Annotated in this window: 12 protein-coding genes; 11 read left to right on the forward strand and 1 reads right to left on the reverse strand. The window is 49.3% G+C overall.

Features of this window, described 5'->3' with window-relative positions; translation table 11 throughout:
- Nucleotides 1-2: 2 nt before the first annotated feature.
- Both GVY43_RS01875 and GVY43_RS01880 read left to right on the forward strand, forming a co-directional pair.
- Nucleotides 3-833 (forward strand): hypothetical protein, encoded by an 831-nt coding sequence (locus tag GVY43_RS01875; RefSeq protein ID WP_159562067.1) that lies wholly within the window; start codon nucleotides 3-5, stop codon nucleotides 831-833.
- Complete coding sequence (locus tag GVY43_RS01880; protein WP_074037299.1) at nucleotides 830-1,768, forward strand: aromatic acid exporter family protein; 939 nt, start codon at nucleotides 830-832, stop codon at nucleotides 1,766-1,768. The genes GVY43_RS01875 and GVY43_RS01880 overlap by 4 nt, the downstream gene beginning before the upstream one ends.
- A 46-nt stretch (nucleotides 1,769-1,814) precedes the next feature.
- Here the strand turns inward: GVY43_RS01880 and GVY43_RS01885 are convergent, their stop codons facing one another.
- Entirely contained in the window at nucleotides 1,815-3,506 is a 1,692-nt protein-coding gene (locus GVY43_RS01885) for an NFACT family protein (RefSeq protein WP_201302240.1), read from the reverse strand.
- Between the two features lie 131 nt (nucleotides 3,507-3,637).
- Here GVY43_RS01885 and gmk point away from each other — a divergent pair, with 131 nt between their 5' ends.
- Genes gmk through pknB form a run of 9 tightly spaced genes read left to right on the forward strand, consistent with a single transcriptional unit; the run spans nucleotide 3,638 to nucleotide 14,584 of the window.
- Nucleotides 3,638-4,285, forward strand: coding sequence for a guanylate kinase (gene gmk / locus GVY43_RS01890; RefSeq protein WP_031421596.1), 648 nt, complete (start codon nucleotides 3,638-3,640; stop codon nucleotides 4,283-4,285).
- Complete coding sequence (gene rpoZ / locus GVY43_RS01895; protein WP_015881337.1) at nucleotides 4,285-4,494, forward strand: DNA-directed RNA polymerase subunit omega; 210 nt, start codon at nucleotides 4,285-4,287, stop codon at nucleotides 4,492-4,494. Before gmk ends, rpoZ begins: the two co-directional genes overlap by 1 nt.
- Nucleotides 4,495-4,552: 58 nt before the next feature.
- Complete coding sequence (gene coaBC / locus GVY43_RS01900; protein WP_159562069.1) at nucleotides 4,553-5,743, forward strand: bifunctional phosphopantothenoylcysteine decarboxylase/phosphopantothenate--cysteine ligase CoaBC; 1,191 nt, start codon at nucleotides 4,553-4,555, stop codon at nucleotides 5,741-5,743.
- Nucleotides 5,740-8,064 (forward strand): primosomal protein N', encoded by a 2,325-nt coding sequence (gene priA, locus GVY43_RS01905; RefSeq protein WP_159562070.1) that lies wholly within the window; start codon nucleotides 5,740-5,742, stop codon nucleotides 8,062-8,064. The genes coaBC and priA overlap by 4 nt, the downstream gene beginning before the upstream one ends.
- Nucleotides 8,065-8,075: 11 nt before the next feature.
- Entirely contained in the window at nucleotides 8,076-9,476 is a 1,401-nt protein-coding gene (gene fmt, locus GVY43_RS01910) for a methionyl-tRNA formyltransferase (RefSeq protein WP_159562071.1), read from the forward strand.
- Nucleotides 9,463-10,794 (forward strand): 16S rRNA (cytosine(967)-C(5))-methyltransferase RsmB, encoded by a 1,332-nt coding sequence (gene rsmB / locus GVY43_RS01915; RefSeq protein ID WP_159562072.1) that lies wholly within the window; start codon nucleotides 9,463-9,465, stop codon nucleotides 10,792-10,794. The genes fmt and rsmB overlap by 14 nt, the downstream gene beginning before the upstream one ends.
- A gap of 3 nt (nucleotides 10,795-10,797) precedes the next feature.
- Nucleotides 10,798-11,883 carry a 23S rRNA (adenine(2503)-C(2))-methyltransferase RlmN gene (gene rlmN / locus GVY43_RS01920; protein WP_015881342.1) on the forward strand — a complete coding sequence of 362 codons (1,086 nt, stop codon included), beginning with the start codon at nucleotides 10,798-10,800 and terminating at the stop codon, nucleotides 11,881-11,883.
- An 8-nt stretch (nucleotides 11,884-11,891) separates the two neighbouring features.
- A complete protein-coding gene (locus GVY43_RS01925; RefSeq protein WP_074037291.1) occupies nucleotides 11,892-12,626 on the forward strand; it encodes a Stp1/IreP family PP2C-type Ser/Thr phosphatase in 735 nt (244 codons plus the stop codon).
- Nucleotides 12,623-14,584 (forward strand): Stk1 family PASTA domain-containing Ser/Thr kinase, encoded by a 1,962-nt coding sequence (pknB, locus tag GVY43_RS01930; RefSeq protein ID WP_236548912.1) that lies wholly within the window; start codon nucleotides 12,623-12,625, stop codon nucleotides 14,582-14,584. Before GVY43_RS01925 ends, pknB begins: the two co-directional genes overlap by 4 nt.
- The last annotated feature ends 40 nt before the right edge of the window (nucleotides 14,585-14,624 follow it).

Consider the following 14,624-nt stretch of genomic DNA (forward strand, 5'->3'; position numbering starts at 1 on the left):
ATATGGCGTATTCAAGAAGCAAAGAGAAGACATGGAACGCACGATTTCGTGCAATTCCAAAACATCGTAAAGTCGCCTTCGGTCTCGTCTTGATAATTATCCCAGCGCTCTTTTTAGTGAATTTATTTGTGTTCAGCCATTTATTAGCGCTAGGAGACCAGTATGAAGACCGATATCAAATGAAGAAATTGCGACTCGAAACAGACCATGGGAATGTGGAATTCGTTCGTAGTCCAAATGAAAAGGTACAGATTGAAGTGATGCAGACTAATTCGAAAGAACGCCGCATCAAAGTCAAGTCAGTCGGGGATACCATCTACGTCGTCGAGCGATATGGATGGTTCAGCTATTTCGGAAGTCGAGCGAGCGATGAACCGTCGCGCTACAAAATTAAAGTCGCTTTGCCGAGCTCGATGACATCGGTTCATCTGGGAGCGGAGCAGGTGACAGGACAAGGATTGAATGCGAAGACGATTGTTATGGATGTGAATGCCGTCAATTTGAAACAGATTGATAGTGATCGTCTACGGATTGAATCGAAAAGCGATACGACCATCGAATCGGCACGACTTGTGAACGGTGACATTCGCTCTTATCGTCATGCGACCGTCAGCGATGTTGTCGTCAATCAAGCGATGACCATCCAAACGGAAGCTGGGACGCTTAGTTACGCGCCGAAACATGCGACAGGACAAGTGAACGTGACGACGACCGGAAAAATCTCGAGTAGCGACCGTTACGAAGAAGTCGAACCGGGTGTGTATCAATTGTCGACATCGAATCGACCGGTGGTGGAACTGATTTCTGAGACAGGAAAGGTCGAACTCAAATGAATGGACAACGATACATCCCGAAAATCGGGTTACGTACGTTAAAAACTGGAATTGCCGTCGCCATCACCGTCGCCATCTCGTGGTATATCTTCGGGATTTATTCAGGGATGGGAGCCATCGCAGCAGTTGTGGCGATGCAACCGACCGTCAAGCGATCGTCTAAAATCGTATTCAGTCGCATATTCGGAACGGTCGTCGGTCTTATGTGCGGGCTCTTCATCGTCTATTTGTTCGGTGTCAATCCGCTCTCGATTGGATTAGCCGTCATCGTTTCGCTCACGCTTAACACGACGTTCGATAAAACCCACATGTCGACGTATGCGGCATTTGCCATCGTCATGATGCTCGAAAGTCCTACATCGGACTTCTTCCATTATGCGTGGACCCGTTCTCTATTAACGGCGGTTGGTGTATTCGTTTCACTCGGTGTCAATTACGCGTTCATGCCTCCTCGTTATGAGGACCGGTTATTGAACGAGGTACGTAAGACTTCTTCTTACTTGTTCCATCACTGGCGAGAGCTCGTCGGTTCCCCGGCAGAGCTGCTAGAAACGCGAGCCCGCATTCTTGGCCATCAGGAGCTTCATATGATGCTCCAAGAGGACATGAAAGTGACGAACGTCAAATTGAAATATATGACGATCAAGCAATACCGTTTGTTGATTCACCTTGAAGACAAGCTGGTCTTGTTGCTAGAGAGCCTCGCCGAGCATCGAGAAGCTTTCCTGTTGATGAGCGAGGAAGAGCGTCAGGCATTTGAGTCAGAATTTTTATATTTACTAGCGCATCATCACGACATTCTCTATACATGTGACAAGCCCTATTCGCTCTTCAAACTTCCACATGAAGATTTATCCGTTTCAGAAATTTTACACGGGCATTTGCTCGACTATCATGAACAGCTCGAGGCGTTTAAGCATGATCCGAAAATCTGAACTCTATACGTAGAAGACCCGCCATGATCATGACGGGTCTTCATGTTTACGAGTGTTTCAATGACTTCATCAATTGTTCATCCGGAGTCACGTAGACGGTCTGTTGATCTGTATAGATGACAAATCCCGGTTTCGCACCGCTCGGTTTTTTCACGAAACGGGCGCGTGTGTAATCGACAGGCACGCCACTTGATGCGCGTGCTTTCGAGAAGTAGGCGGCGACTGATGCGGCTTCTAGTAATGTCGTCTCGTCTGGTTCCGTCGAGCGGATAATCACGTGAGACCCAGGAATATCTTTGACATGAAGCCAAATCTCATCACGTCGTGCGAACTTGAACGTCAGATGGTCGTTTTGCGTATTGTTCTTCCCGACAAAGAATTCTGTTCCGGTCGAGGACGTGTACGCTTCAAGCGAAATTTTCGGATTTGCTTTTTTCTTTTGACGTTTTTGACGGATGTAGCCTTCTTCTGCAAGCTCCTCGCGAATCTCAAGAAGATCGGACGGGGAAGCGACGTCGAGTTGGGCGATGAGCGTCTCTAAATATTCGATTTCTGCATCGTTCAACTCCATCTGTTTCTTCACTTCGACTTTGGCTACTTTTAGTTTGTTGTATTTCTTATAGTATTGCTGCGCATTCTCATTCGGTGTTTTGAGTGGGTCGAGCGGAATGGAGAGGATTGCACCGTTCTCGTCATAATAATCGACGACTTCGGCGACACGCATCCCTTTCTCGAGTTGGAATAGATACGTCGTCAACAGCTCGCCGTATTTTTGTAACTCATCCGCCCGCTCCGTCGCCTTCATGTCGTCTAAGAGACGACGCCGTTTTAATTGATTCTTTTCGAGTTCTGATTTAAGGAGACGTTCGACATCGTGCGCTTGTTGTCTCACACGGTCACGGTTCGCTTTTTCATAGTAGAAACGGTCGAGCACTTCTTTACTCGATTCATACGTTTCCTCGGTTTCGATGTCCCCGGCTGTCAATGCAATCGGAGCGAATCGTTCTTTACCATTCGCAAGTTGTTGGAAAACGTAGGGACCATCGAGTTGACGAAGGACGTTCTCAAATGCTTGCTGTAAGGAATCTCGATTCGGCGTTTTTGCGAGATGAACCACTTCCTGTGCGATTTGCGGACTGACACCGGCGAACGTGGAAATTATCTGTTTATCGAGCTTGCCGGCGTTCCAATCGATTCGTTTCAATCCTTCTGTCATCTCCGTCAATGGATCGAACTTATGTTGTTCCGGAGGAAGGAGATAGTCACTACCCGGCATGATGGTTCGATACGTGTTTTGAGAAGGGGGTAGATGCTTGATTGCATCTAATATTTTGCCTTCTTCCGTCGTCAAGACGACGTTCGAGTGGCGCCCCATCAATTCGATGTATACTTTCTTCGATTCTTCATCGCCGAGCTCGTTACGAGAGCGGACCGATATGACGATGACACGGTCCCTTCCGATTTGTTCGACCGCCGTGATGAATCCACCTTCCACATGTTTGCGGAGCATCATGCAAAACATCGGCGGTTCTTGTGGGTTTTTAATCGGTGTATCCGTCAACTGAAGACGGGCATACATCGCGTTTGCTGATATCAAGAGTTGCGCGTTCTGACGATTCGAGCGAATTTGAAGCATCAAATCGAGCGAATACGGTTGATGTACCTTGTTGATTCGCCCTCCGACGAGCGATTGTAATTCTTGTACGACACGATATGTCATTAATCCATCATAAGCCAATGATCTCATCACCTTTGTTCATTTTCTGTCTCTACGTTATCAGAAAAACAGAAAATATGGTACGATGGAGTAGGAAATCCGAACTTCTTCTTGCCGGGACAATTGATTGACTGCTATTATAATTAAATGTGATGTTAGAAGATGGAGGGCTTGCAGTGAATTTTAAAGAACGAGGATTATTAATCGTTTTGTCTGGACCGAGCGGTGTCGGAAAAGGGACCGTTTGCCGTGCTCTTCGCGAGGAAGAGGACAACAACCTTCAATATTCGGTGTCGGCGACGACCCGAAAACCACGTGAAGGGGAAGTTGAAGGAGTGCATTACTTCTTCAAATCGAGAGAAGAGTTCGAACGGATGATCGAACAAAAAGAACTGCTTGAACATGCCGAATTTGTCGGTAACTATTACGGGACGCCTGTAGAGTGGGTGCGTGAAACGCTCGAAAGCGGCCAAGATGTCATTCTTGAAATTGAGGTGCAAGGGGCGTTCCAAGTGAAGGAACTTCTCCCAGAAGCCGTCTTTTTATTCTTGGCACCACCAAGTCTTCAAGAACTTCGCAATCGTCTCATCGGACGAGGCACGGAGTCAGAAGAAGTCATTAAGCAACGCCTGCTCGTCGCGCGTGAAGAAATCGAGTTGATGGACGCCTACGATTATGTCGTCACGAACGACGAGGTCGACAAAGCCATCGATCGAATTAAAGCGATCGTGACAGCCGAGCATTGTAAACGTGAACGTGTTGCGTCACTCTATAAAAAAGCCATGATGGAGGTCATTTAATGTTATACCCTTCGATTGATGCCTTACAACGTACTATCCCGTCAAAATACACGATCGTTACGGTCGCTGCAAAACGGGCGCGTCAGATTCAAGATGGAAAAGCACCGAAAGTCGCCGAGCCAAAATCATATAAGCCGGTCGGTCAAGCGTTAGAAGAACTATTTTCGGGTGATACGACAATCATCGTGAACGAAAAAAACAACGGATGAAGTGTGACCCAAGTCGTTTGCGACTTGGGTCTCATTGTCTATAAGGGGGAGTTTGGGAATGGTGAAGGATCGTACTATTTTGTTATGTGTGAGTGGTGGCATCGCCGCCTACAAGGCGTGTGCGCTCACATCGAAATTGGTTCAAGCCGGAGCGAATGTTCGCGTCGCGATGACGAAGTCGGCAGAACAATTCGTGGGTCAGGCGACCTTCCAGGCGCTCAGTCGCAACCCGGTCTATACGGACGTGTTCGAAGAGCATGACCCGACAAAGATTGCACATATCGATGTCGTCGACTCGAGCGATTTGATTGTCGTGGCCCCGGCGACGGCAAATACGATCGCAAAATTGGCGAACGGGATTGCGGATGACTTCATGACGACGTCCGTTTTGGCTGCGAAGTGCCCGGTCATCATCTCACCGGCGATGAACGTGAACATGCTCGAACATCCTGCCACACAGCGCAACATCGAGACGCTAAAGTCATATGGCTATCAGTTGATTGAACCTGGTGTCGGCAACTTGGCCTGCGGATGGATTGGTGGGGGACGTCTGCCTGAACCGGAAGACTTGGTTCGCATCATCGAAAGCCAATTCGTCCCGAAACTATATCTTGGAAAAGATGTCTTGATCACGGCTGGCCCGACTGTCGAACGCATCGATCCCGTCCGTTACTTATCCAATGATTCGTCTGGAAAAATGGGCGTCGCACTCGCTGAGGTGGCTCGAGACATGGGCGCCCGTGTCACGCTCGTCCATGGCCCGCTTCAAGTTCCTGTCCCAGATGGCGTGACAGCGGTTCCCGTCAAGTCAAGTGAGGAGATGCTGCGCGAAGTGACGAGCCGCTTTGAGGCTTCAGACCTTGTCGTGAAATCGGCGGCAGTTGCGGATTATCGTCCGAAAACGGTGCATTCGGAAAAACATAAAAAAGTTCACGGTCCACTCACGATCGAACTTGAAGAAACGACAGACATTTTAAAATCACTCGGTGAGAAGAAGACCCATCAAGTGTTGGTCGGATTTGCTGCTGAGACGGAACGACTCGAGGAGCATGCGGCAGCTAAGCTAAAGCGAAAGAACGTCGATTACCTTGTGGCGAACGATGTGTCTGGCAGTGACGTCGGATTCGGGGCAGACGACAATGAAGTCGTCTTGTTCCAAGCTGACGGGACGTCACTTAGACTTCCGAAACAATCGAAGAAAGCGTTAGCGTTCGAGTTGCTCACACATTTTAAGGAAGCGGTCCGATGATTGCACATGTACATGTCGATGCACCGGTGATCACGATTGATCGTCCGTTTGATTACGAAGTACCTGAACAATTTGAGGCTTTGATTGAACCGGGCATGCGCGTCTCTGTCCCATTCGGGTCCCGTCGTCTGCTCGGGATCGTCGTCGGTACGTCAGATGGGACGAGAGATGGATTGAAACCGTTAGAAGCGCTGTTAGATGAGGAATCTTCACTCACCGATGAACTGCTCGCTTTATCTATTCATGTGAAAGAGACGACACTTTGCTTTCGTTCATCCGCCTTGCTCGCGATGCTTCCGGCCGCGCTCAAGGTGAGTTATGACAAAGAAATCAAAGAAGGGCATGTGCCTGATGGGGTCCGTCTCGGAACGCATTTATCGGAGTATCCGAAAGAAGTCCAATCGGTCATTCTTGGACTCGCTAAAAAAGGGGAGCTGATCTTAGCGCCCGTCTTAAAAGAAAAGAAGACTGTTAAGACCGACGTCGTCGTCGAGCTCCTCGATGCAACGGTCGTGCCAAAACGTGCGAAAAAGCAACTCGAAGCGGTCAACTTACTAAAGGAGACACCACGCATGTATTGGTCGGCACTACGTCAAATTGGTCTGACTCGTCCACAACTGCAAAAACTTGCCGACCTCGGAGCGGTTCGATTGACCGAGGTCGAGTTGAACCGTGACCCGTACGCGACAATCGAGCAAGTCGAGGAATCGGTTCAATTGAATGACAGTCAGGCAAGTGCCGTCTTGGCCATACAGGAGGCTGAAGCGGGTGAGACGTTACTCGTCCACGGTGTGACGGGGAGTGGGAAGACCGAAGTCTATTTAGAATCAATCGGACAAGTCATCGATGAAGGCAAGCAGGCCATCTTACTCGTTCCTGAAATCAGTTTGACCCCGATGATGGTCAAACGCTTCAAGCGTCGATTCGGCGATCGGGTCGCCGTGTTGCATAGCGCTCTGTCTAAAGGTGAGAAGTACGACGAGTGGCGTAAGATTAAACGAAATGAAGTCGACGTCGTCGTTGGTGCCCGTTCTGCAATCTTTGCCCCGCTCGACCGACTCGGTCTCATCATCTTAGATGAAGAGCACGAGACGACGTACAAGCAAGAGGAAAATCCTCGTTATCATGCGCGCGATGTTGCCATCTGGCGGTCCCGCTATCATGGGTGTCCCGTCGTGTTGGGCAGTGCGACCCCTTCACTTGAATCGTATGCTCGGGCACAAAAAGGCGTCTATCACTATTTGCATTTGAAAGAACGGTATGGTGGAGAGATGCCACCGGTCCACATTATCGATATGCGCCGTGAATTGGCGAAAGGCAATACGACGATGTTCTCGGAAGAATTGTTCCAAGGGATTCTCGACCGGATCGAGAAAAAAGAGCAGTGCGTCATTTTATTGAACCGTCGTGGATTCACGACGTTCGTCATGTGCCGGGACTGCGGGGAAGGCATGACATGTCCGCATTGTGCCGTCAATTTGACATATCATCAATATGGAGATCGGTTGAAGTGTCACTACTGCGGTTATGAGGTCGGTATGCCGTCGACGTGTCCATCCTGCAATAGTAAGAAAATCAAACAGTTCGGGTCGGGCACACAAAAAATCGAGACGGAACTGTTGAACCGGATTCCAGAAGCGCGCATCATCCGAATGGACCAGGATACGACGTCTCGAAAAGGTTCACATGAGCAGTTGTTGCGTCGTTTCGAAGAAGGGGAGGCCGACATCTTACTTGGCACGCAGATGATTGCCAAGGGGCTCGATTTCCCAAACGTCACCCTTGTCGGGGTACTCGCGGCGGATGCGACACTCGGGATGCCTGACTTTCGGGCGACCGAACGCACCTTCCAACTTGTCACGCAAGTGGCAGGAAGAGCCGGGCGCGGAAAACTTCCGGGTGAGGCGTTCGTCCAAACGTATAACCCGGACCATTATGTGATTGAGACTGCGAGTGAACATGATTATGAGACATTTTTCGCCAAAGAGATGGGACTCAGACAAGTCGGAAATCATCCGCCTTACTGGTTTTTAACGCTCGTCACGTTTTCGGCGGAAAATCCCCTTGTCGCCAAGGCCGAGGCAGAATTGTTCGCATCAGACTTTTTACAAGCGCACGTGGAGAATAGTCGCTTGAATGGACCGATGCCGGCACCGTTATCGAAGTTGAAGAACGCCTATCGTTATCAAGTATTCATTAAAACAAAACAACCCGAAGCACTCTATGTGGAGCTGGCACGATTACAGCAAGCGAGAGCCAAAGCAATCAGCAAGAAAGAATATCAAATGAGTATCGATGTGAACCCATACGTATTCATGTGAGGTGGAGAGACATGTATAAAGTAGTAGAAGTACCTAATGACATTTTGCGCGTAACGTGCGAACCGGTGACAAAGTTTGATAAAAAATTGCGTCAGACTGTCGACCGATTGTTTGATACGATGTATGAGTATGACGGAGTTGGTGTCGCGGCACCGCAAGTCAATTTGAACCAGCGGCTCGCGGTCGTCCATACCGATGATGAGACGGGACCGCTCGTCTTGATCAACCCGGAAATCATTGAAACATCCGGTCGAGAAGTTGGACTAGAGGGATGTTTGAGCATCCCAGGCGAATTCGGATTCGTGGAACGACACGAGTCGATCGTCGTCAAGAATCAAGATTTGAAAGGGCGGACACATACGATTCAAGCGAGCGGCTTTTTCGCTCGTGCGATTCAACATGAGATGGATCATTTGGATGGCGTCTTGTTCACAGACAAGCTCGCCGTCCCGAACCCTGGAAAAGACAAACGCATCGTCTTCATGGGGACGCCGACGTTCGCCGTATCGGTACTTGAGCGACTGCTTGAAGAAGGATACAATGTCGTAGGTGTCGTATCGCAACCGGATAAACCGGTCGGGCGAAAACGTGAACTTAAGCCGACTCCAGTAAAAGAGTGTGCGCTTCGTCACGGTATTCCCGTGTTGCAGCCTGAAAAAGTGCGCACAGACTATGCAGAAATTTTAGAGTTAAAGCCTGATTTGATTGTGACGGCGGCGTACGGACAAATCGTGCCGACCGCCTTACTAGAAGCCCCACCTCACGGAGCCATCAACGTACATGCCTCCCTCCTTCCGAAATATCGCGGAGGTGCCCCGATTCATCAAGCCATTCTTGATGGGGAGTCGGAGACTGGTGTGACGATCATGTACATGGTCGACAAGTTAGATGCAGGGGACATGATTGCCAATACCATCGTACCTATCGAAGAGACGGATACAGTCGGGTCTTTATTTGATAAACTGGCTGTAGCAGGAAGCGATCTTCTCATCCGTACGCTTCCGGCCTTCTTGGAAGGGTGGATTGAGGCGGTGCCTCAAGACGAGCGAGACGTGACGTTTGCTCCGAACATCAGCCGTGAGCGTGAACAGATTGATTGGACGAAGCATGGCGAGTCCATCTACAACCATATTCGAGGAATGAATCCATTCCCGACGGCCTATTCAACGCTTGAAGGCGAACGAGTGAAATTGTTCATGGGAGAAAAAACGACAGGTACGGGACAGTCGGGAGAAGTCATTCGTCTGGAAGAAGACGGATTTGTCGTGGCGACAGGGAACGACGTCGCAATCAAAGTGACCGATTTGCAACCCGCAGGTAAGAAACGGATGGATGGTGCAACCTTCATGCGTGGCGCCGGACAAAAGCTACGGATTGGCGACCGATTAGGAGGAACTCATGAACGTACGTGAAGCAGCGCTTGATACGCTGATGAAAATTGAACAAGGCGGCGCGTATTCGACGATTGCCGTCAATGATACATTGAAACAAAAAAAAGTTGCCCCAAAAGATGTCGGTCTCTATACCGAACTCGTATATGGGACGCTCAGTCGCAAAGGGACGCTCGATTATATTTTGAAAGACCGTATCCGTTCGCCGAAGAAGCTAGATAAGTTTGTCCTCCCGCTTCTTCGGATGAGCGTTTATCAACTCTTCTATCTTGATAAAGTACCCGATCGGGCCGTCCTACACGAGGCGGTCGAAATCGCGAAGAAACGAGGCCATCACCTCGGAACGAGCAAATTCGTAAACGGGGTGTTACGAAATGTGCTTCGGGAAGGGTTTCCGGACTTTAGTGGCTTGACCGATGCAGAACGAATCGCCATCGAGCACAGTCATCCGGAATGGCTCGTATCAGATTGGATTGAGTTATATGGTGTGGAAACGGCAGAAGCGATTTGCCGATTAAACAATGAACCTGCTCCTGTTACGATTCGGGTCAACCGAAAGTGTATTTCAGTGGATGAGATGATGAACCGGTTGGCTGACGCTGGCGTCATGACGTCACGTTCTGAACTATCTGCTGATGGACTTGTCGTAGAGTCTGGTAATGTCCATGCGACCCCGTTTATCGAGGAAGGTCTTCTATCGATTCAAGATGAGAGCTCCATGATTGTCGCGGATGCACTCAACGTGTCGAAAGACGATGTCATCCTAGATGCATGTGCCGCGCCAGGCGGCAAGGCGATGCATACGGCAGAGCGAATGCAAGGTGGATCGCTCACCGCGCTTGACCTTCATCCACATAAAGCAAAATTGATTGATCAACAAGCCAAACGTCTACACATCAATGGAGTGACCGCACTTGCCCTTGATGCTCGTTTAGCAGGTGAACGGTTTGAAGAAGAAAGCTTTGACCGGATTCTTTTAGATGTCCCTTGTTCGGGCCTTGGCGTCATTCGTCGAAAGCCGGATATTAAATGGACGAAGGACAAAGCTCAACTCGAAAACTTACCAAAGATACAAAGACAAATCATTGATGCCGTATTGCCACTGCTCAAACCAGGTGGTACGCTAGTTTACTCGACATGTACAATCGACCCGTCTGAAAATGAGACGCAGGCTGACTATATTCTGTCGAAAGGGTTGATGTGGGACGAAACGCTCAAAGGTCGTCTCCCACAATCTGTTCGTCCGATGATGGAATCGGACCGTGCTGAACTAAAATTATTACCGACGACATTCGGGACCGACGGCTTCTATATCGCCGCATTTAAGAAAGAGGTATAAAACATGAATCCAAAAGCAGTAGAAAAGAATCCACTCGTAGGCGCAAAACCGTCACTCTATTCGTTGACGTTTCCAGAACTTGAGGCATGGGTGATCGAGGCAGGAGAAAAGGCATTCCGTGCGAAACAATTATATGATTGGATGTACGTCAAACGGGTCACGACTTTTGATGATATGACCAACGTTCCGAAAGCGCTTCGCGACAAATTAGAGGCATCGTTCCAATTGACGACGTTAAAAGAATTGGTCAAGCAGGAATCCCAAGACGGCACAATCAAGTTCTTGTTTGAACTTCAGGACGGGTACTCAATTGAAACGGTACTCATGCGTCACGAATACGGAAACTCGATTTGTGTCACGACACAAGTCGGTTGCCGGATCGGATGTACGTTCTGTGCCTCGACACTCGGTGGCTTGAAACGAAACTTAGAAGCCGGGGAAATCACAGCTCAAGTGCTCGACGTACAACGTGCATTAGACGCGACAGGAGAGCGCGTCGACTCTATCGTTGTCATGGGAATCGGCGAACCGTTCGATAACTACGATGAGTTAATGCGTTTCTTACGTACTGTCAACCATGACAATGGACTCAACATCGGAGCACGACACATCACGGTATCGACGAGTGGGATTGTTCCGAAGATTTACAAGTTTGCCGATGAAGGTATGCGAATCAACTTCGCCATTTCACTTCACGCACCGACGACGGAATTGCGTACCAAGCTCATGCCGATCAACCGTGCCTTTGACTTGGACAAGTTGATGGATGCGGTTCGTTATTACACAGAGAAGAGCGGACGTCGCATCACGTTTGAATATGGACTCTTTGGTGGTGTCAACGATACGGAAGAATATGCCCATCTCTTGGCAGACCTGTTAAAAGGAATCAAATGTCACGTCAACTTGATTCCCGTCAACCATGTACTCGAACGTGACTATGTACGGACACCGCGAGCTCAAATCTTTGCCTTCGAAAAAGTGCTCAAAGACCGCAATGTGAACGTGACAATCCGTCGCGAGCAAGGGTCGGACATCGATGCCGCTTGTGGACAGCTTCGAGCGAAGGAGCGCGAACAAGAAACGAGGTAATCAGAAAGATGGAATTAGCATTTCGAACAGATCGTGGACAAGTACGCACACAAAATGAAGATGCAGTTTTAATCTTAGGTGATGCCATAACCGGGATTGCCCTGGTTGCAGACGGAATGGGTGGGCATGCAGCGGGAGAGGTTGCGAGTCAAATCGTGATTGAAGAGTTTAGACGGGCGTTCCCGTCTCTCCCGACAACCCCTGTCGAAATCGAACGATGGTTCCGCCACCACATCGATTTGGCGAACGATCAAGTGTTGCAATTTGCGAAGCAGTCCAATCTTGTCATGATGGGAACGACTGTGGCAGCTGTTTGTTGGAATGAAGAGACGGTGGTCATCGTCCATATCGGAGATAGTCGCGTCTATGCGCTCCAGGCGAATGAGTTAAGACGTCTTACGGAGGACCATTCTTACGTCAATGTGCTCAAACAACTTGGTGAATTGACGGAAGAAGAGATGCGGGTTCATCCGAAACGAAATGTCATCACCCGGGCAATCGGTTCAAGCGAACAAGTCGAACCTGACGTGCAAGTGCTCGCTGACCCTGAGTTTGATGTGATTTTAATTTGTACGGATGGATTGACGACACACATGACCGATGTGGCGATTCAACACGTATTACAACAAACGGCATCCGCCGAACAAAAAGCGGAGCAACTCATTGCAGAAGCCAATCAATTGGGAGGGAGCGACAATATCACGGTCGCCCTCGTTCAATTCACAGATAGAAAGAGAGGATGAATCCGATGCGAAGCGGAGAACGAATCAACGATCGTTATCGGATCGAACAACAAATCGGCAGCGGAGGAATGGCAAATGTCTACCGGGCTCATGACGAGATCTTAAACCGAACCGTCGCCATCAAGGTGTTGCGATCTGAATTCTCACATAACGAACAATTTATACGTCGGTTCGAGCGAGAAGCCCATGCGGCTACGAGTCTGAACCATCCAAACATCGTGGCGATCTATGACGTCGGCGATGAAGAAGATTTGTACTATATCGTCATGGAACACGTCGATGGGGTGACGTTAAAACAATACTTGCAAGAGGAATACATATCTGTCGATGAAGCGCTACGCATCATGGGACAGATTTGTGATGCGATTGACCATGCCCATGCGAATCGAATCATTCACCGTGATATCAAGCCGCAGAACATGATGATTGATCAGCACGGTAACGTGAAGGTGACTGATTTTGGGATTGCCGTGGCGATGTCGAATGCGACGTTGACGCATACGATGTCTGTGCTGGGCTCGGTCCATTATTTCTCACCTGAGCAAGCACGCGGTAAATTTGCTGATGAAAAGTCAGATATTTATTCGCTCGGTGCCGTACTGTACGAATTGTTGACAGGTCGTGTCCCGTTCATTGGCGAGACACCGGTCGCCGTTGCGCTTCAACATCTGCAAGATGACCCGATTCGACCGATGGACTTGAATCCGAATATTCCACAGGCACTCGAAAACTGCGTCATACAAGCATTGTCGAAGTCACCAGGTGCCCGTCATGTTTCGGTCGCAGCCTTTAAGAAAGACTGCATGACGGCATTAAGCCGTGAACGCGCCAATGAGCCGAGACGTGTTCCGGCCAGTCAGGATGAGTTCGATCAAACGCTCGTCATGAAACCGGTCATACCTGAAGAAAAACCAGAGACGCCAGTAACACCGACTCCGGTCACAGCGTCTAGTGAGCAAGAACCTGAAGCGGTGACTCCAGTCAAAAAGAAGAAACGCAAATGGTGGATTTGGATTTTACTCGTGTTGATCCTGATTGGAGGGAGCATTGCGGCATACGTGGTCGCCGATGAAATGTCACGAGCCGTCGTTCCGGATGTCGTTGGAATGAGTATCGGAGATGCCACTTCTGAACTTGAGAATGCCGATTTCGTCGTCGAAGTGACGGAGCGGGCGAGCGATGACGTCGAAGAAGGTGAGGTCATTTCGCAAAACCCACAAGAAGGGCGTAAACCAAAACGAGGCACGACGGTGACCATCGTCGTTTCGGCCGGGAAAGAAACCGTCGAAATGCCGAATGTGGAGGGATTGTCCCAAACAGCAGCTGAACGCATGTTAAAAGATCTGGCGTTCAGTGACCTTGAAATCAAAACAGAAGCTTCGGAAACAGTCGCTAGCGGAGATGTGATTTCGCAATCGCTCGACCCAGGCGAGGAGGTCGTTCCTTCAGAAGTGACGGTGACGCTCGTCGTGTCGACAGGAAGCAACAAAGTCGAACTGTCGAATCTCGCGGGATATACGTTTGACGAGGCATCGACTTATGCCGATCAAAACAAGTTAAAAATCGTGAGACGGGATGAGTTTTCGACAAGTGTTCCTAAAGGTCAAATCATCCGTCAACTTCCAACGGCGGGTACGGCAGTCGATCCGGGAACGGAACTTACGGTCATCGTATCGGAAGGGGTTGAACCGACGGACGTCTCCATCGAACGTGAAGTGAGCGTCGAAGTCGAGCAACCGGAAAAAGACAAGAAACCGAAAGCCGTGGAGGTCGTGATTCGTACGGTCGATGCGCGTGGTGAAATTGAAGTGTTACGGGATAAAATCACAGAGACGACAACATACTCGTATACGCTCGTCATTGCTCCGGACGAAGTCGGGACCGCAACGATTGAAGTCGATGGTGAGATCGTCCGAACGGATTCAGTCACATATGCACAGGCCAAAGAGGCACAATAAAGAGGTGACGGTGTCGTCACCTCTTTTTTAAGGGAGGTAG

The organism is Exiguobacterium sp. 8H (assembly GCF_902506255.1).
Classification (GTDB): domain Bacteria; phylum Bacillota; class Bacilli; order Exiguobacteriales; family Exiguobacteriaceae; genus Exiguobacterium; species Exiguobacterium profundum.